Origin of the sequence: Mesorhizobium kowhaii (genome assembly GCF_042431665.1) — a bacterium.
GTDB lineage: Bacteria > Pseudomonadota > Alphaproteobacteria > Rhizobiales > Rhizobiaceae > Mesorhizobium > Mesorhizobium kowhaii.
In genome coordinates, this window is record NZ_JBHLYT010000044.1 from 284,290 (window position 1) to 302,006 (window position 17,717).

Here is a 17,717-nt window from a genome sequence, read left to right on the forward strand (position 1 = left end):
TCAGCGCTCCTTCACCTTGTTGAGGTATTTGACGTAGATGTTGGTGATGGCCAGCACCATGATCAGCACGATGTAGGCGAGCGCGCAGGAGCGCCCCGTCTGCCACTCCTGGAAGGCCATCTTGTAGAGCCGGATCGAGATCAGTTCGGTGGTCGGCTGGCTGGTCAGGATGTAGGCGAGATCGAAGGTCTTGAACGCTTCCATGGTCCGGAAGATGACGGCGATCATCAGGATCGGCGCCACCAGCGGCAGCGTGATGCGGAAGAAGGTGTAGAACGGCCCGGCGCGATCGATCGCCGCGGCTTCGTAGAGATGCTTCGGCACCGCCGACAGGCCGGCCAGCGACAGCAGCATGACGAAGGGCGACCACATCCAGATGTCGGTCAGCGCAACGGCATAGAGCGCCATCTTCGGATCCGACAACCATTCGAAGGTACCGAGCCCGAGCGCATAGTTGATGATGCCGAAGGAAGGGTCGTAGAGCAGCTTCCAGAACAGGCCGACGACGGCCATCGACAGCATCATCGGCAGCAGCAGCAGCGTCGTCAGCAACCCTTTCAGCGGGATGTCGCGGTTGAGCAGCATCGCCACGCCAAATCCGACCAGCAACTGGCCGGCGACCGAGATGATGACGTACTTCGCGGTGATGGCGAAGTTGGACCAGACATAGGGATCGTTGAGCAGGTCGCGATAGTTCTGCAGCCCGACGAAATTCGCCGGCGCATTGGTCGACGCGCGAAAGTCGGTGAAGGAATAGCCGAGCGAATAGATCAGCGGAAAGATGTTGAAGACGATCAGGAACAGGACCGTCGGGATAATGAAGAGGTTGCGGATCGAAATGTCGCTGAGGCCGCGCGCGGCGGCACGCGAAGACCTGTCCAGCGTGGTGATCATCGTGGTCGCCAAGACCCTGCTCCCGTTTGCAGAAAAAGAAACGGAGGAGGCACCAACGCCCCCTCCGTGAGACATGATTGTTACTGACCGCGACCGTACTTCTTGAAAGTCGCGTTCCAGTCGGCGGCCAAAGCGTCCAGCGTTTCCTTGGCGGTGCCTTCGCCGCCGATCATGTAGGGGTAGACGCGCTGGTTGAGCTGCTGCAGCAGTTCGGCATATTCCGGCACTGCCCAGAAATCCTTCACCTTGAACATGGTCTCGTAGAAGGCCTTGTTGTAAGGCGTGGCGTTCTGGAATTCAGCCGACTTCAGCACGGCGGCACTACACGTGTAGCCGCCAAGTGCCGCCCACTTCTTCTGGGTCTCGTCCTTGATGAACCATTCCAGGAACTTCATCGCCTCGTCCTGCTTCTGCGAGTAGGAAACGATGGAGATGCCTTGTCCGCCGAGTGCGGCGAACTGGTCGCCGTTCGGGCCGGGAGGATTGGCGAAGAAGCCGGTGTTCTTGGCGTTCGGGTTCGACGCCTCGTTGATCAGCGAGGGGAAGAATGCGAAGTAGTTCATGCTCATCGCGGCCAGGTTTTCGGTGATCGCCTGATTGTCTTCGACGAAGAACGACTTGGCCCAGCCTGGAGGCGTGAACTTGTAGAGTTCCTTGTAGGCGTCGAGTGCCGCGACCGCCTTGTCGGAATTGATGAAGCCATCGACCTTGTAAGTCGAATAGTCACCCAGTTCGCCGCCATAAGAGAACAGCGCGTTCTCGAAGCCCATTGCCATCGCGTCGTAGGAATTGTCGGTGTAGATGGCGATGCCGTATTTCTTCTGGTCCGGCCGGTAGAAGAACTCGGCGATGTCGCGTAGCGCCTTGAAATCCTTCGGCACGTCGAGATCGTAACCGTATTTGGCCTTGAAGGCTTCCTTCTCTTTGGGGTCCTCGAACCAGTCCTTGCGATAGGACCAGCCGACGGCGTCACCTTCGAGCGGAATGGCCCAGTACTTGCCGCTGTTGCCGGGATATTCAGCGTAGTATTTCACCGTCGCCGGCGCCATCACGTCTTTCAGCTTGTGTTTGTTGAAGAAGTCAGTGAGGTCGACATAGTGGCCACCGGTCGAGCCGGCGCCGAGCCATTGCGAGTCGCCGACGACAAGATCGTAGGCGTCGCCATGGGCGTTGAACTCGGTGAAGGCCTTGGTCTGGAAGTCGCCCCAGGGCGTGGTCTCCACATTGATCTTGACGCCGGTTTCCTTCTCGTACTCGTTGCCGAGTTCCTGCAGATAGTTGGCCGGATCCCATTCAGCCCAGAAGATGGTGAGCGACTTTTCCTGCGCGTAGACGGATGTTCCGCAGGCAAGCGTTAAGCCGATACCAGCAAGCACGCTGGTCACTAACTTGCGCATAATGATTTCCTCCCTTGTGCGCATTCTACCTTGTCATGCGAGCCGGCAACGGGGCCGGCCCTGGTAGTTCCTCCCGTGATCGCACCTTTCCGGTTTCGGGCCTCCTCGCCCTGCCGGAAAATGGATCGCAGCCCTCACTTTCGATCCGCTTTTCTGATCCAATCTGGTATTACCAATCTTGGCCATACGTCAAGCCCTATCTTGGCAGCTCGACTTGGCCGTTGCTATTGGATTCCGGCTTTATCTGCCTGTTTTACCAAGATTTTCCTACTCAGTGATATGCGCAGGTGTTGTCCGGCACCCCGCACTGCGGTTAATATCGGTAATCGGCATGTAAATCTGGTCGAACCAGATAGGCGCTATTTCGCGACCATCGCCGGATCGATGCTGCCTCCTTCACCGATTGATTCCGTGATCGCCGCGCGCACCAGCGCCCCGGCCGCCCACTGCGCGACCGACATCGTCCGGCGACTGTCCAGCCCCCAGATATCCTTGAGCACGATCAGCACCTCGACGCCGAAGATCAGCGATAGCGCCTGTGCCAATCGCTTGAAGTCGCGCGGCGGCAAGCGGCCCTTGAGCGGCGCGATCGCCTCCTTCAGCAAGTCGATGCGGTGGCCGCGGGTGAAAGCCGGCTCGCCGTCCAGCGTACCGGCCTGGCGTCGCGCCCATTGATCGAGCGACAGCTTCAGTGCCGCCTTGAACGTCGCCTCGAAGGCCTCGATGCGCGGCATTGCGGTGTCGAACAGGTCGGCGACCCGGCGCTCGGCATCGGCGGAGGTCGATTGCCAGGTCAGGATTGGCCCCAACCCCTCGTCGACGACAGCCTTCACCAGCGCCGCCTGGCTCGGGAAATAGCGATAGGCGGTGGCACGGGAAACCTGTGCCGCTTCGGCGACCTCGCTGACCGAAGGCGTGACGCCCGCCTGCATCAGCCTTGTCGCCGTCTCCAGCATCAGCCGTTTCGTGCGCGCGCGCGGTCCGCGCTCTAGCGCTGGGCTGCTACCCCGCACGGCGTCGTCGCCCGCCGTGGATTGTTGACGTGAGACATCCATATCAATACGATACGCGCGTCTCAAAAATTTGCAATGACCTTCGCATCGTCGAGCGGCCGGGCAATGAGCGATGGGGCGCAGCATTGCGCCTGCCTGGATTGGGGAACGCAATGAAGCGCATCTATGTGGTGGGGACCGCTGATACCAAGGGCGAGGAACTCGCCTTCCTGGCGGATGCGATCGCTGCCACGGGCGCCATCGTTTCCCGCGTCGATGTCGGGACGCGCGACGCAACCATCGCCGTGGACGTCACCGCGAAGGACATTGCCAGCCACCACCCCGGCGGTCGTGACGCCGTGCTTGGCGGCGATGACCGTGGCGCCGCGGTTGCCGCCATGGGCGTCGCTTTCGCCCGTTTTGCGCAATCGCGAAACGACATCGCCGCCATGATCGGCATTGGCGGCGGCGGCGGCACTTCGATCATCACGTCGGGCATGCGTGCGCTGCCGCTCGGCCTGCCCAAGATCATGGTCTCGACGCTCGCCTCCGGCGACACCGCGCCCTATGTCGATGTCTCCGACATCGTCATGATGCCATCGGTGACCGACATGGCCGGGCTGAACCGGCTTTCCCGTGTCGTCTTGCACAACGCTGCCCAGGCGATATCAGGCATGGCGGCAAGGCCGGCGCCGCCACCCGACGGCAAGCCGTCGATCGGCCTCACCATGTTCGGCGTCACCACGCCTTGCGTGACCGCCATCGCCGATCAACTCCGCTCGACCTATGACTGCATGGTCTTCCACGCCACCGGCACCGGTGGTCGTAGCATGGAAAAGCTGGCCGACAGCGGCCTGCTGTCCGGGGTCATCGACATCACCACGACGGAGGTCTGCGACCTCCTGTTCGGCGGCGTGCTGCCGGCGACGGAGGACCGTTTCGGCGCGATCGCCCGCACCAGGCTGCCCTATGTCGGCTCGGTCGGCGCGCTCGACATGGTCAATTTCTGGGCGCCTTCAACCATCCCGGAACACTATCGCGGACGGCTGTTCTACGAGCACAATCCGAACGTCACGCTGATGCGCACCACGGCGCAGGAATGCCGAGCGATTGGCGAATGGATCGGTACAAGGCTCGCCCTCTGCGAGGGGCCGGTGCATGTCCTCATTCCGGAAAAAGGTGTCTCAGCACTCGACATCGAAGGTGGCGCCTTTTTTGACCCGGAGGCCGACGCCGTTCTGTTCGAGGCCATCGAGCGCACCATCAAGCCGAACGGCACGCGCCGCTTAACGCGCTTGCCCCTGCACATCAACGATCCCGAATTCGCCAAGGCCGCGGTTGCGGCTTTTCTCGACATCGCCAGACAGTGAGAGATTCAAGACATGCCCGCCATACCGCGCAAGGACGTACTGAAGAAATTCAGGGGAATGATCGACAAGGGCGTGCCAATCGTCGGCGGCGGCGCCGGCACCGGCCTGTCGGCCAAGGCTGAGGAAGCCGGCGGCATCGACCTCATCATCATCTACAATTCCGGCCGCTACCGCATGGCGGGGCGTGGCTCGGCCGCCGGACTGCTCGCCTATGGCAATGCCAACGAGATCGTCAAGGAAATGGCCTATGAGGTGCTTCCGGTGGTCAAGAAGACGCCGGTGCTGGCCGGCGTCAACGGCACCGACCCGTTCGTCATCATGCCGCTGCTGCTCACCGAACTGAAGACGATGGGCTTCTCCGGCGTGCAGAATTTTCCCACCATCGGCCTGTTCGACGGCAACATGCGGCGCAGTTTCGAGGAGACCGGCATGGGCTTCGGGCTCGAGGTCGACATGATCGCCGAGGCGAACAAGCTTGATCTTCTGACCACGCCCTATGTGTTTAATACCGATGAGGCGCGCGCCATGACAAAAGCCGGCGCCGACATCGTCGTCGCCCATATGGGGGTAACGACCGGCGGCTCGATCGGCGCCACCTCGGCCAAGTCGCTCGACGACTGCGTTGTCGAGATCGATGCCATCGCCAACGCTGCCCGTTCGGTGCGCAAGGATGTCATTCTGCTTTGCCATGGCGGGCCGATCTCGATGCCGGACGACGCCAGATACATTCTCGACCGTTGCAAGGGCCTGCACGGCTTCTATGGCGCAAGCTCGATGGAACGGCTGCCGGCGGAAGCCGCGATCGCTAGACAGACGGCTGATTTCAAGGCTGTGACACTTCATGACCAGAAGAAAAAGAAGGGATGATGAGAGATGACCGACAAGAGCAAAATGTTTGTCTACCCCAAGGACGTCGGCGCCTTCGGCTTCGACTGGGGCAGGCTGGCGCTGACCGTGGCGCCCGACGTGAATGGCGCAACGCGCTTTTCCGGCGGTGTCGTCGACCTGCCCTCCGGCAAGGGCCACACACGCCACAACCATCCGGGCGCCGAGGAAATCATCTTCGTCATCTCGGGCCATGGCGAGCAGATGGTCGAGGACGAGAAGGGCAATCCGGTGGTCGAGAAGGTCGGCCCCGGCTGCACCATCTATGTGCCGGAAAGCCGCTTTCACTCGACGCTCAACACCGGTGATGGACCGATGCAGCTTTTCGTCGTCTATTCGCCGGCCGGGCCGGAACTGGTGCTGCGCGAGCTGCCGGATTTCAGGTTGCTGCCGCCGGGCGGGAAGGACTAACGTCAGAGGCTGAGACCAATCTTCATCGCACGAGCGACCCTTGCCAGGTTGTTGGCATCGCTTCCCGAAGCGAGCCTATTTGGCAGAGTGGGGACGTCGCGTTCTGATCGGAAAGCATCCGACGATTGTAGGCGCGCCACCCAGTAGGACATACAGTTTTCCGCTGCCTCTGAACCAAGTTGCCAGAATACAAACCGAACAGAATTTTGTGGGAACATGAAACCTGGGATTTCAGAATGCGCGAGCTGTTCAGCTAGTTTGCGTGGAGCACCAAAACGCTCGAAGAATGGCAGGACAGTCGTCTGAATGTTGGCAACGATGTTCGCGATTTCAGCCTGACGGGTAAGCGGGTTTGCGATGTTCCATGTCTGCCAGTGATGCGGGGTTCGCAAATTGCCAAGCTGTCCACCCGCGACCCAGTTGCTGGCATTGGCCGGCCAACCGCTGCGTTCGTCCCATTCCCTTATTACCTTGTTGTGGACCGACGCATGCACGACGAGTTCGACATACTCTCCACCGACATTCAGATAGTTTGACTGAAAGGAAATCTTGAATATCCAGTCGCCGGTTCGGCGACTTGCATGAGGACCGCTTTTTGCAAAGCGAAATCCAACAGGTTCGAGCCGAGAAGAAATCTGGCAGCATGCGTCGAGAAAGACTTGCGTTGGCGCTTCCCGATCCATCTTAGCGACTGCTCAGACGGTCAAACCAGCATCTATGACGCCCCACCTCTATTCCACCCCCGGCCCCGGTCGCCGAACATCATATAGCCAGTGTCAGTCACGGCAACCGTATCCTCCAGCTTGATGAAGCCCCGCGTCGGGTGCAGCATCGTCGTCTCGACCGACAGCACCATGTTTTTTTCCAGCGGCTTGGCCGCATAGGTGCCTTCATAGGTCACCGGATGGTTGGTCATCAGGAACGGCGCTTCATGCGTGATCAGCCCCATGCCGTGGGCGAAGAAATCGGTGTACGGCGCGACCTTCGACGCCTTCAGCACGCCCTCGGCATGGGAAATCATGTCGCCGCCCAGCGTGCCCGCCTTGACCTTGGAGAATGCCGCCTGCTGCACCATCTCGACCTCGGCCAGCAGGTCTTCGAGTTCGGCATCCGGTTCGCCCAGAATGCCCATCCTGCAGAGGTCGCCGATGTAGCCGTGATAGTTGCCGCCGGAATCGATCGACAGCACCTCGCCCTTCTTCCATGCTTGCGGTGAGGCGGCGCGGTTGTGGCTGGAGCCCAGCGTCAGCAGGCAATATTCGAAATGCGCGCCGCGATTGGTTTCCTCGCGCCGAAGCTGCTCGATGATCTCGGTCTTGGTCGTGCCTTCGCCTGCCCAGGCAATGGTTGCCAGCATGGAATCGGTGATCAGTTCGGAGGCGGTGCGCAGCTTTTCAAGCTCGGCATCGGTCTTGATGGCACGCATGCTCTCAAGCATGGCTGTCGCGTCGATCAGTTTGGCGTCCGGCAGCGCCTTGCGGATCAGCGTGTAGGCGTCCGACGGCAGGAAGCTCGGCTCGATGCCGATGCGGGCGTCCGACTTGCCAATCTTCTGCAAATGCTCGACGGCAAGATTGGCGGCATCGAGTGTGCCCCAGCAGGCGGCGTGCAGCGTCGGTGTCCAGAACGGGTTGTTCTGGTGCTCGGCGCCTTCCATGCGGTTGCCGATATAGGCGGCATGGTCCGGTCCGCCCTTCTCATAGATGACGACAGGCAAATAGCGGCTGTGGCCGATCGCATCCATGGCGGCGAAGAAGATGAATTTGTAGCCGCCAAGCAGATACTGCGTGTTGTGCTTGGAGGTCGCGAGCAGCACATCGATGCCGGCCTCCTCCATCAGCCGGTCGACCCTTGCCTGGTCGAACGGGATATTGCTGACGGCACTCTTGCCCGGAGCAATGTTCATCTCTCTATCCCTGAATTGCCTGAGATCGCCGGCTATTCTGTTCCCGATCCCTAGCTGTGGATCAAATCTGCACCATTTTGCTCACTCTGGTCTAGCCAGAAATACGCGAAATGGCCCCGCTATACGGTCACCAAGTCGTCATTCGTCACATCTCCCGCTGATCTGGTCCTACCAGAGTCGACCGGATTGAACCGCTTCCTCTAAACTGGTCCAGCGGACGAAAATTTCAAAGCCAAGCGAGGATGCGCCAATTCCGTCTCTGGCGAAACCCTCGGCAAGGCTCATAATCGCCACCGCAAGGATGCTGGCGGGCTCGCCGGCGTTCGAGGGGTGTTGGCGCACCGGCCGGGTCGCGGAGAGGACGGAGTTCGATCATGTCAGGTTTCACGATTTCCAGACGCACGATGCTTGCCGGCTCGGCAATGCTGCTGGCCTCCACGGCCATGCCGACACTCGGCTGGGCGCAGACGCCGAAGAAGGGTGGGCGCCTGGTGCTTGCCGCCGATTCGGAGCCGCGCAACCTCAACCCGGCGATCGTCGCCTCCAACGGCGTCTTCTTCATCTCCAGCAAGATCGTCGAAACACTGGCCGAAGCCTCCTTCGATGGCAAGGACGGGCTTGCGCCACGGCTGGCCGTTAGCTGGGAAGGCGCTGCTGACGGGCTCTCCGTGACGTTCAAACTGCGCGAAGGCGTCAAATGGCATGACGGCAAGCCGTTCACCTCGGCCGATGTCGCCTTCTCTGCGCTGCAGATCTGGAAGCCGCTGCAGAATCTCGGCCGCACCGTGTTCAAGGACCTCGCCGCCGTCGATACGCCGGATGATCTCACCGCCGTGTTCAAATTCGCCAAGCCGACCCCGTTCCAGCTGATCCGCAACGCGCTGCCGGCACTGAGCAGCGTGGTGCCGAAGCACATCTACGAGGTGGGCAAGATCGAGGACAATCCGGCCAACAACGCGCCCATCGGCACCGGGCCGTTCAAGTTCGGCGAGTACAAGGCCGGCCAATATTACCGGCTGACGAAGAACACGGATTACTGGGGCAAGGACGAGCCCTATCTCGACGAAATCATCTACCAGGTGCTGCCGGACCGCACGTCGGCCGCAAGCGCGCTTGAAGCCGAGGAGATCCAGCTCGCCGCCTTCTCCGCCGTGCCGCTGGCCGACCTCGACCGCATCTCCAAGGTGCCGGGCCTCAAGGTGATCTCCAAGGGCTATGAGGGGCTCACCTATCAGCTCGTCGTCGAGATCAACCACCGCCGCAAGGAGCTGGCCGACCTCAAGGTGCGCCAGGCTATCGCGCATGCCATCGACAAGGATTTCGTCGTCAAGACGGTGTTCCTCGGCTATGCCGCCACCGCCACCGGTCCGGTGCCCAAGAACGACCCGCAATTCTACACCGCCGACGTGCCGACCTATGCCTTCGACCTCGCCAAGGCCAACGCGTTGCTCGACGAGGCCGGCTACAAGAAAGGCGCCGACGGCAACCGCTTCTCGCTAAAACTTTTGCCGGCGCCCTATTTCAACGAGACCAAGCAGTTCGGCGACTATCTGCGCCAGGCGCTCGCCGCCATCGGCATCGATGCCCAGCTGGTCAACAACGACTCGGCCGCGCACATCAAGGCCGTCTACACCGACCACGCCTTCGACCTCGCCGTCGGCCCGCCGGTGTTCCGAGGCGACCCGGCGATCTCGACCACCATCCTGGTGCAGAGCGGCATTCCCGGCGGCGTGCCGTTCTCCAACCAGGGCGGCTACAAGAACGACGCGCTCGATGCCCTCATCGCCAAGGCCTCAGAGACGCTCGACACCGCTGCCCGCACCGACCTCTACAAGGAATTCCAGAAACAGGTGGCCGCCGACCTGCCGCTGATCAACGTCGCCGAATGGAGCTTCATCAGCGTCGCCCGTGACACGGTCGGCAACATCGCCAACAACCCGCGCTGGGCGGTGTCGAACTGGGCGGACACCTATTTGGAATCGTGACACGCGGATGAACATTCGCGGCGAAATCAGCAGGGAAATTTGGTCAAGGCTGAGTTCCGTCCCACCTCCTGATCACCTCAACGCTCGGCCATCGAGGCCGCCATGACCCGCGCCCTCATCCTCCTCCGTCGTCGTCTCGTCGGCAGCATCTTCGTGCTGCTGATCGTCGTGATCGGCACCTTCCTGCTGCTCGAAGCAGCGCCCGGCGACGCGGTCGACGCCTATATCGTCTCGACCGGCGGCGACGCCGGCATGATCGAACTCTTGCGCCACCGCTGGGGCCTCGACCAGTCAGAGCTGACGCGGCTGGCCAACTATCTCTGGGCGCTGCTGCATCTCGATCTCGGCCAATCGGTAACGTTCTCCCGGCCGATCCGCGACGTGATCCTCGAGCGGTTGCCCAACACGCTGCTGTTGATGATCAGTGCCACCGCACTCTCCTTCGGTCTGGGCTCGGCACTCGGCATCTACGCCGGTGCCAGACCCGGCAGCGTCCGCGACCGCTTCCTGTCGATAGGCTCGCTGGCGCTCTATGCCGTGCCGGGTTTTTGGCTCGGCCTGGTGCTGATCGTGGTCTTTGCCGTTGACCTGCGCTGGTTGCCGATCGGCGGCATCGAAACCCTGGCTTCGGACAAGACCGGCCTCGACCGCGCCGCCGACATCGCCATTCACCTCGTCTTGCCGGTTTCTGCCCTCGGCTTCATCTATCTGGCGCTCTATCTGCGCATGATGCGCGCCGGCATGGCCGAGGTCTGGCGGCAGGATTTTGTCCTGGCCGCCCGCGCCAAGGGATTGTCGCGTCGTCGCATCGTGCTCGCCCACGTCGCCCGCAATGCACTGCTGCCGCTGGTCACCATGCTCGGCCTGCAATCGGCGCAAATGCTCGGCGGCAGTGTCGTCATCGAGAACGTCTTTTCCGTTCCAGGGCTCGGCAGGCTGGCGCAGGAAGCGGTGGCCGCGCGGGACACCCCATTGCTGCTCGGGATTATTCTCACCAGTGCCGTCCTGGTCATCGTCATCAACCTGCTCGTCGACATCGCCTATGCCTTTCTCGATCCGCGCGTCGGTGCCGGCGAGGCCGGCGCATGAGTCCCGTCCGCCGCTTTCTGAGCACGCCCGAGGCGGTTGCAGGTACGATCCTCCTGACGGCGCTGATTGCCATGGCGCTGTCGGCGTCGCTGCTGTTTCCCGGCGACCCGCAAGCCATCGCCGGACCAGCGCTGCTGCCGCCGTTTCAGGACTGGTCGCTACCGCTCGGCACCGACCGGCTCGGCCGTGACGTGCTGGCCGAGCTGTTCCACGGCGCCCGCACCTCGCTGGCCGTCGGGCTCGCGGCAGCGGCGGCAGCACTCGCCATCGGCTCTGTCGTTGGCACACTGGCTGGTTTTGCCGGTGGCCTCGTCGACGAGGTGCTGATGCGCATCACCGACGCCTTCCAGACCGTGCCGAGCTTCCTGCTGGCGCTGGCCTTCGTCAGCGTCGTCGGACCATCGCTCGGCATCGTCGTGATTGCCATCGCGCTCGGCACCTGGACCGGCCCAGCGCGTGTCGCGCGCGCCGAAGTCCTCTCCATTCGCGAACGCGATTATGTTGCCAGCGCCCGCGCCATCGGCATGCATCCGCTGGCGATCGCCTTTCGCGAGGTGCTGCCCAACGCCCTGCCGCCGGTGCTGGCGATGTCCTCGGTGATCGTCGCAGCCGCGATCCTCACCGAAGCAGCCTTGTCCTTCCTTGGCCTGGGCGATCCCAACCGCGTCACCTGGGGCGGCATGATCGCCGAAGGCCGCGCCGTGCTACGCACCGCGCCCTTCCTGTCGATCGTCCCGGGCCTAGCGCTGGTGCTGACAGTACTGGGTGTCTATCTCGCCGGCGAAGGCATCGTCGAAACGACAGCCGTAAGAGGAGGCCTGTCGTGACCACCCTGGCTTCGATCCGCGACCTGACGGTGACCTACCGCCGCGATGGCAATGAAGTGGCGGCGCTGAGACGCATCAATCTCGATATCGTCGCTGGTGAACGCCTGGCCATCATCGGCGAAAGCGGTTCGGGCAAGAGCACGCTGGCATTGGCGATTGCCGGGCTGTTGCCGCGGTCTGCCAGAATTGAAGGCCGCATTGACTGGTTCTTGCCATCGTCTGGTGCCAAGTCACCCCCCTCTGTCCTACCGGACATCTCCCCCTCAAGGGGGGAGATCGGCAGCTCCACCGCCGGCTCTCCAATTGCGTCCTCGGCGATTGGCGAAACCAGAAATGAGGGCGCAATCTCCCCTCTAGAGGGGGAGATGTCCGGCAGGACAGAGGGGGGCGCGAAGGATCGCCAACCATCCACCATTGCTAGAGACTATAAACCCCTCGGTGGCCGCGACATCGGCTTCGTCTTCCAGGATCCGTCCGCCAGCCTCGATCCGGTGATGGCAGTCGGCAAACAGATTGCCGAAGTGGCGCGCACGCATCTCGGCCTGACATGGCCGCAGGCGTACGCGAAGGCAAAGAGCTTGCTCGAACGCGTGCGCCTGCCAGACCCGGACTCGGCCCTACGGGCCTTCCCGCATCAACTCTCCGGCGGCCAGAAGCAGCGTGTGGCGATCGCCGCGGCGATTGCGGCGGGTCCGAAACTGCTGATCGCCGACGAGGCGACCAGCGCGCTCGACACCATCGTGCAGGCCGAGATCGTCGCCTTGATCCGGCGGCTGGTGGCCGAGGATGGCATGACGCTGCTGTTCATCAGCCACGACATCGCGCTGGCGGCCGAGCTTGCCGAACGCATTGCCGTGTTCCGTCATGGTGAACTGCTCGAGCTCGGCACGACGGCACAGATCGTCGGCGCGCCAACCCAAGCCTATACGCGCACGCTGCTCGACGCCCATATCGGCCTCGACGCCGCGCCGCTGCTGAGCCGAGCCGGGCTCAACGCATGAGCTTGCTCACGATTTCCAACCTCACCAAACGCTACCGTCGCGGCGGCAAGACCATCGCCGCCGTCGACGATGTCTCCTTTCACATCGACCCCGGCGAGACGTTGGCCCTGGCCGGGCCCTCCGGCAGCGGCAAATCGACGATCGCGCGGCTGGTGCTGCGGCTGATCGAATCGGATGCTGGCCGTATCGAATTCGAAGGCAATGATTTCCTGGCTTTGGGTGGCGCCGCATTGCGAGCGCGCCGCGCCCGCCTGCAGATGGTGTTCCAGGATCCGCTGGCCGCCTTCAACCCGCGCGCCACGGTGGCGCGCATGCTCGACGATCCCTTGCGCATCCATGGCATCGCCTCCCGCGCCGAACGCCCGCGCCGCATCGCCGCCTTGCTGGAGCGCGTCGGGCTGACGACTGATCTCGCCCCGCGTGCCATCCACGAAATCTCTGGCGGCCAGCGGCAGCGCGTCGCCATTGCTCGCGCCATCGCGACAAAACCGTCGCTGATTGTGCTCGACGAGGCGGTGTCGGCGCTCGATGTCTCGGTGCGCGGGCAGATCCTTGAATTGCTGCTCGACCTGCAACGCGAGGAACGGATCGCCTATCTCTTCATTTCACATGATCTCGGCGTGGTCCGGGCGATTGCCCACCGTGTCGTCCTTCTCGATGCCGGCCAGGTTGCCGAGAGCGGTGATGCCCGCGCCGTCGTCGACGCGCCGCAATCGGCCATCGGCAAGGCACTGGTAGCGGCAACACCGAGATTGAACCGGACCAGACCATGATCCCGAACCGAAGGGCCGCGTTAGCGAAAAGTGGAACCCCGTTTTTGGACAAGATCATGGTCAAGCAACAAGCCAGGACGCATCATGACCGACCCCGAAGCCAGAGCCGAAAAACTGTCGCGCGAACTCGATTCCGCCTTTCGCAACCGAGCCGATCTCTACCGTCTGTTCCTCGATGAACTGACCGGAGCGTTGGGCGCCGACCGGGCGGAGGCGATCATGATCCGCGCCATCGAGCAGCGCGGCAAGGAAGTGGCCGCAGCCGCCTTCGCCAACTTCGGCGCCAACGACGCACGCGCGATCGGCGAGGCCTTCCTGGCGGTCAGTCCGGACGGCGGCCGCATGTATCCGACCGAAGTCGAACGCAGTGATGACCGCATCGCCTTCAAGGTGAAGCGCTGTCCGCTCAAGGATGCTTGGGTCGAGGCCGGTGCCGGCGGCGAAAAGCTTGCCACGCTCTGCCGCATTGCCGGCGCCTTCGACCGCGGCCTGTTCGAGGCGACCGGCGTGCGTTTCGACAACGTCACCTGGACGCCAGGCCACGGCTCCGGCTGCTGCCATATCGCGCTGACCAACAGGGCCGGCGATCAAGAAGCAGACGATGCTGGACGCGCCTGACCAAACTGAAGGACATCAGCGACGCCGACGCTGTTGGAAAGAAGCCTGACAAGATGACAGTCAGGCCCTTCCTTGCTCTGATGCGAATCGGCGGACGGCGCCTCATTGAGGGGAGACAACAATGCATGTCGTGACATTGCTGAAAGCTGGGATGTTCGACGTCGAGATCGACGGCAGGCCGGCTTCGATCGCCGAGGCTTTGCCGAACTGGAACCGGCATGACCGGTTCGGCCTGGTGATCGACGATGTCCTTGGCGGCATCGGCGCGACCCATCTGCTGCAGATCGCCATCACCTCGTTCTACGACGTCAAGCCGAGCCGCCGGACCGAGTTGACCGTCTACCCGGAAATCTATGCCTTCCACATCGGCAAGGGCTACGGCGCGCATGCGCCGTACGATTTCTGGCCCGCCCGGCGCGAGGTCATCACCTCGCGCGATCACCGTGAGGTTCTCGACGCTATCAATGATCGCGGCATCACAAGACTTGCGGTTCCCGATCGCCAGCCGCGCGAGGTCGTGCATCGGCCGAAAGAAGTCGATGCGGCACTCGACCGCATCGCTTCGGCATTCGTCTACAGCCCGTCGGGCCGCGTAGTGGATCCGGATCTCATCATTTCAGGCAACGACAAGCGAACAGAATACAATCCCAACAGCGCCTTGCGGCCTCGCTACACCGATAGCCGGCCGGCTTCGGTTTCGACTGCTGCCAAGCCGGTCAAAGAGGTTGATCCGTCTTATCAGGAATGGCTCCGCAAGCGCGAGCACGACCTGACCAGCGAGCAGCGCGCCTTTGTCGAACGACGCCGCGAAGCGCTGAGAAAGGACGGTCTCGTCACCGAGTCTTACCGACGTGTCGGCGTCCGCGAAGCCCTGATGCGCCTGGCATCGGCCGGGCTCGGTTGAGCCTTCGTTCGATCAGTAGCCGACGGTGAAACGCTGTCTAATGTGGGCCGGCTTCTCGATCTCGTCGACCATGACGATGGCGTAGTCCTCGAAGGAAATGCTGCTGCCCTTGTCCGAGGCGAGAAGCGTGTCCTTGCCGAGGCGGAATTGGCCGGTGCGCTCGCCGGGGCTGAACACGGCGGATGGCGACAGGAACGTCCAGTCGAGGTCGCCGACCGTCTTCAGTTTGTCCAGGAAGTCGGCACCCTTCTGCGCTTCAGCCTTGTAGATCGCCGGGAATTCCGGCGTATCGACCAGCCGCTTGCCGGGTGCGACTTCGAGACTGCCGGCGCCGCCGACGACAAGATAGCGCTTCACGCCGGAGGCGCGCACGGCAGCGATCAACGTGTCGGCGTCGCTGTCAAGAAAATGCACAGCGCTGATCACCACATCATGACCACGGATCAGGTTGGCGAGACCTTCCTTGTCGAAGACATCGCCCTTCCTGGCTGTCACGCCCGGCAGGGCGGCGATCTTTTCCGGATTACGGGCAATGCCGGTGACCGAGTGGCCACGATCGGAGAGTTCCCTGAGAAGGCGCGAACCGGCAGCGCCTGATGCGCCTATGAGAGCGACTTTTGCCATGTCTTTTTCCGTTTCCTTGTTGGAGATTGCTGGTGGATGGATCATGCCGCCGCGATGTGGGCGACAAGGTTGTCGAAGCTGCCGAACAGTGCGTTCGAACCGATGAGCCGGGGCGCATCGTTGCGGATGACCGCCAGAGCAGGCACGCCATCGGCATGCAGGCGCTGAAACAGCGCGCGGCCACGGCCGACCAGTTCGCGGTGGGCCGTCATCAACCCTTCAGTCGGCGCCTTCAGCAGGTCGCCGGCGTCCGTCATGCCGGCGGCGGCGAGCACCTCGGCAACGCCACCGATGGTCACGACATCGCGGCCGTCGACATAGCGCGCCCGCTGGATCGCCTTCAGCGCGGTCAGCCGGCGGCTCGGATATTCCAGGCCGGCGGCACTGATGCCGAGGGTGGCGGCATGGGAGTCCAGTAGCGTCCCGCGGACATTGAGGACATCGTGTTGATAGGCCTGCGTGAACGGCTGTCCGGTCAACCGTTCGATGCGCTGATCGTTCGCCCAGGCGTGGGCGGCAAAACCTTCATCCATCGGACGCGCGCCGGCACCCGAGAATAGGCCGGTCGGCAGCAGCTCGACGCGCACGCCGCCGGCCGACAGCCTGTCCAGCATCGGAGTGGCGCCATAGCACCAGCCGCAGAGCGGATCGAAGAGGTAGGTCACTTCTGAATTGCTCATGGTCGCCTTGGTGCGGGATACCGGCTGCCGGGCATGCCGATGTGTTCGCAGATCTATGGCAGGCGGCGGTCTTGCGATAAATGGCGCCCAATAATACAAACTGTCTGATCCAATCAGACAAAGGCTGTCGCCTTGGCCGAACTTCTGAACCTCAATCGGCTCGCCTACTTCACCACGGTGATGGAAACCGGCTCGTTTACCGCGGCGGCTGACCGGCTTGGTGTCGCCAAGGCCGTGGTCAGTCACCAGATCGGCAAGCTCGAGGAGGAACTGGGCGCAACGCTGCTGCAACGCACCACGCGGCGCGTTACGCCGACCGAAGAGGGCCGCCTCTTCTATGACCGCGCGATGATCATCCTGCGCGAGGCGGAGGCGGCCTATGGCGAAATCTCGCATGGAGCGGTCGAGCCGAGCGGAACGCTGAGGCTGACCGCGCCGCTCGACTATGGCACCAAGATGGTGGCCCCGGTCATGGCGGCCTATCTGAAGACCTATCCGCATATGCGCGTCGAGGCCATCTTCGACGACGCGGTGAGCAATTTGGTGGACGAGCAGGTCGATCTCGGCATCCGCGTCGGCTGGCTCACCGATTCCTCCAACCAGGCGCGGCGCCTGGGCACGATACGGCAGACCGTGGTGGCGAGCCCCGCCTTCGCGGCAAGCCTGCCACCCGACGTGACCCCGCGCCAGGCCAGATCGCTGGCCTGGGTCGGCAATGCCCAGCTGCGCGGCATTGGCCAATGGCTGTTTTCCAGGGATGGTGAGACGGTGCTGACCGAACTCAATCCGATCATCATGTGCGACAAGAGCCCCGCCGCCCATGCCTGCGTGCTCGCCGGCATAGGACTGGGCGTATTTCCCGATTACAGCGTCAGCGACGATATCGCCGAGGGACGGCTGGTGCCGGTGTTTGCCGACTGGAGGTTGCCCACCGGCGGCATCCATGCCGTCTTTCCGCCAGCCCGATTTCGCCCCGCCAAGGTGCGCGCCTTCGTCGAATTGCTCGCGGCTGCCGAGAAAAAGCGATCTCGCGGCCGCACTATGGCGTGACGCCAATACGGGCGATCGACTGCAGGACGCTGCAAGAGGTAAGGGCTATTTCGGCCGCCAGAAACGTCAGTAAAAGCTTACATTGATGCGAAACCGGCCGCTCTCAAGCGGCTTGAAGTTTGGTTTTGGGGGCGGGCTTCGTTTCAGTCGCGGCTTGTGGGCTTGGGCGTGTTTGGGTGCGGCGGAGTGGAGCAGGGCGACGCCAGAGCGTCCAAAATCGAAACGCCCGTCGGCTTGGGGCCTGACGGGTGTTTTGAAGATTTGGTTTTGGGGACAGGATTTGTTTTTTTGTGCCGCGGCGTCGGCTTGGC

Annotated in this window: 19 protein-coding genes; 11 read left to right on the forward strand and 8 right to left on the reverse strand. The window is 62.6% G+C overall.

Translation table 11 applies throughout. From position 1 onward, the window contains the following. The 3 genes from ACFFNA_RS25515 to ACFFNA_RS25525 all read right to left on the reverse strand — a co-directional run bounded on the left by ACFFNA_RS25515 (nt 1) and on the right by ACFFNA_RS25525 (nt 3,346). Nucleotides 1-906, reverse strand: a complete 906-nt coding sequence (locus tag ACFFNA_RS25515) for a carbohydrate ABC transporter permease (protein WP_056594760.1) — start codon at nt 904-906, stop codon at nt 1-3. Between the two features lie 68 nt (nt 907-974). Next, on the reverse strand, nt 975-2,291 hold the full coding sequence (locus ACFFNA_RS25520; RefSeq protein WP_378922565.1) for an ABC transporter substrate-binding protein: 1,317 nt from the start codon (nt 2,289-2,291) through the stop codon (nt 975-977). Nucleotides 2,292-2,650: 359 nt separating this feature from the next. After that, the gene (locus tag ACFFNA_RS25525; RefSeq protein ID WP_378922567.1) at nt 2,651-3,346 is read right to left on the reverse strand and encodes a TetR/AcrR family transcriptional regulator; all 696 of its coding nucleotides are present in this window, start codon (nt 3,344-3,346) and stop codon (nt 2,651-2,653) included. Between the two features lie 110 nt (nt 3,347-3,456). On the opposite strand from ACFFNA_RS25525, the gene ACFFNA_RS25530 reads away from it, so the two are divergent. Genes ACFFNA_RS25530 through ACFFNA_RS25540 form a run of 3 tightly spaced genes read left to right on the forward strand, consistent with a single transcriptional unit; the run spans nt 3,457 to nt 5,949 of the window. Further along, nucleotides 3,457-4,653: a Tm-1-like ATP-binding domain-containing protein gene (locus ACFFNA_RS25530; RefSeq protein WP_378922569.1), complete on the forward strand. Its 1,197-nt coding sequence runs from the start codon at nt 3,457-3,459 to the stop codon at nt 4,651-4,653. A 12-nt stretch (nt 4,654-4,665) separates the two neighbouring features. Further along, nucleotides 4,666-5,520 (forward strand): phosphoenolpyruvate hydrolase family protein, encoded by an 855-nt coding sequence (locus tag ACFFNA_RS25535; protein ID WP_378922571.1) that lies wholly within the window; start codon nt 4,666-4,668, stop codon nt 5,518-5,520. Nucleotides 5,521-5,526: 6 nt separating this feature from the next. Beyond that, on the forward strand, nt 5,527-5,949 hold the full coding sequence (locus ACFFNA_RS25540; protein WP_378922573.1) for a cupin domain-containing protein: 423 nt from the start codon (nt 5,527-5,529) through the stop codon (nt 5,947-5,949). Between the two features lie 2 nt (nt 5,950-5,951). On the opposite strand, the gene ACFFNA_RS25545 is transcribed toward ACFFNA_RS25540, so the two are convergent. Both ACFFNA_RS25545 and ACFFNA_RS25550 read right to left on the reverse strand, forming a co-directional pair. Then, on the reverse strand, nt 5,952-6,632 hold the full coding sequence (locus ACFFNA_RS25545) for a DUF4304 domain-containing protein (protein ID WP_378922575.1): 681 nt from the start codon (nt 6,630-6,632) through the stop codon (nt 5,952-5,954). A 32-nt stretch (nt 6,633-6,664) separates the two neighbouring features. Then, on the reverse strand, nt 6,665-7,855 hold the full coding sequence (locus ACFFNA_RS25550) for a M24 family metallopeptidase (protein WP_378922577.1): 1,191 nt from the start codon (nt 7,853-7,855) through the stop codon (nt 6,665-6,667). A 374-nt stretch (nt 7,856-8,229) separates the two neighbouring features. On the opposite strand from ACFFNA_RS25550, the gene ACFFNA_RS25555 reads away from it, so the two are divergent. The 7 genes from ACFFNA_RS25555 to ACFFNA_RS25585 all read left to right on the forward strand — a co-directional run bounded on the left by ACFFNA_RS25555 (nt 8,230) and on the right by ACFFNA_RS25585 (nt 15,052). Beyond that, complete coding sequence (locus ACFFNA_RS25555; RefSeq protein ID WP_378922579.1) at nt 8,230-9,840, forward strand: ABC transporter substrate-binding protein; 1,611 nt, start codon at nt 8,230-8,232, stop codon at nt 9,838-9,840. A 102-nt stretch (nt 9,841-9,942) separates the two neighbouring features. Continuing rightward, on the forward strand, nt 9,943-10,929 hold the full coding sequence (locus ACFFNA_RS25560; RefSeq protein ID WP_378922581.1) for an ABC transporter permease: 987 nt from the start codon (nt 9,943-9,945) through the stop codon (nt 10,927-10,929). Continuing rightward, nucleotides 10,926-11,756 (forward strand): ABC transporter permease, encoded by an 831-nt coding sequence (locus ACFFNA_RS25565; protein ID WP_378922583.1) that lies wholly within the window; start codon nt 10,926-10,928, stop codon nt 11,754-11,756. Before ACFFNA_RS25560 ends, ACFFNA_RS25565 begins: the two co-directional genes overlap by 4 nt. Next, nucleotides 11,753-12,757 (forward strand): ABC transporter ATP-binding protein, encoded by a 1,005-nt coding sequence (locus ACFFNA_RS25570; protein WP_378922585.1) that lies wholly within the window; start codon nt 11,753-11,755, stop codon nt 12,755-12,757. The genes ACFFNA_RS25565 and ACFFNA_RS25570 overlap by 4 nt, the downstream gene beginning before the upstream one ends. Further along, nucleotides 12,754-13,530 carry an ABC transporter ATP-binding protein gene (locus ACFFNA_RS25575; RefSeq protein ID WP_378922587.1) on the forward strand — a complete coding sequence of 259 codons (777 nt, stop codon included), beginning with the start codon at nt 12,754-12,756 and terminating at the stop codon, nt 13,528-13,530. Before ACFFNA_RS25570 ends, ACFFNA_RS25575 begins: the two co-directional genes overlap by 4 nt. Nucleotides 13,531-13,614: 84 nt before the next feature. After that, nucleotides 13,615-14,148 carry an L-2-amino-thiazoline-4-carboxylic acid hydrolase gene (locus tag ACFFNA_RS25580; protein ID WP_378922589.1) on the forward strand — a complete coding sequence of 178 codons (534 nt, stop codon included), beginning with the start codon at nt 13,615-13,617 and terminating at the stop codon, nt 14,146-14,148. A gap of 121 nt (nt 14,149-14,269) precedes the next feature. Then, nucleotides 14,270-15,052: a hypothetical protein gene (locus ACFFNA_RS25585; protein WP_378922591.1), complete on the forward strand. Its 783-nt coding sequence runs from the start codon at nt 14,270-14,272 to the stop codon at nt 15,050-15,052. Between the two features lie 12 nt (nt 15,053-15,064). Here the strand turns inward: ACFFNA_RS25585 and ACFFNA_RS25590 are convergent, their stop codons facing one another. Both ACFFNA_RS25590 and ACFFNA_RS25595 read right to left on the reverse strand, forming a co-directional pair. Beyond that, entirely contained in the window at nt 15,065-15,676 is a 612-nt protein-coding gene (locus tag ACFFNA_RS25590) for an NAD(P)-dependent oxidoreductase (protein WP_378922593.1), read from the reverse strand. 41 nt (nt 15,677-15,717) lie between these two features. Continuing rightward, nucleotides 15,718-16,356 (reverse strand): DsbA family protein, encoded by a 639-nt coding sequence (locus tag ACFFNA_RS25595; protein WP_378922595.1) that lies wholly within the window; start codon nt 16,354-16,356, stop codon nt 15,718-15,720. 132 nt (nt 16,357-16,488) lie between these two features. Here ACFFNA_RS25595 and ACFFNA_RS25600 point away from each other — a divergent pair, with 132 nt between their 5' ends. Further along, the gene (locus ACFFNA_RS25600; RefSeq protein WP_378922598.1) at nt 16,489-17,406 is read left to right on the forward strand and encodes a LysR family transcriptional regulator; all 918 of its coding nucleotides are present in this window, start codon (nt 16,489-16,491) and stop codon (nt 17,404-17,406) included. A 66-nt stretch (nt 17,407-17,472) separates the two neighbouring features. Here the strand turns inward: ACFFNA_RS25600 and ACFFNA_RS25605 are convergent. Further along, nucleotides 17,473-17,717, reverse strand: a 245-nt coding sequence (locus ACFFNA_RS25605; protein ID WP_378922600.1) for a hypothetical protein, incomplete at its 5' end; no start/stop codon positions are given.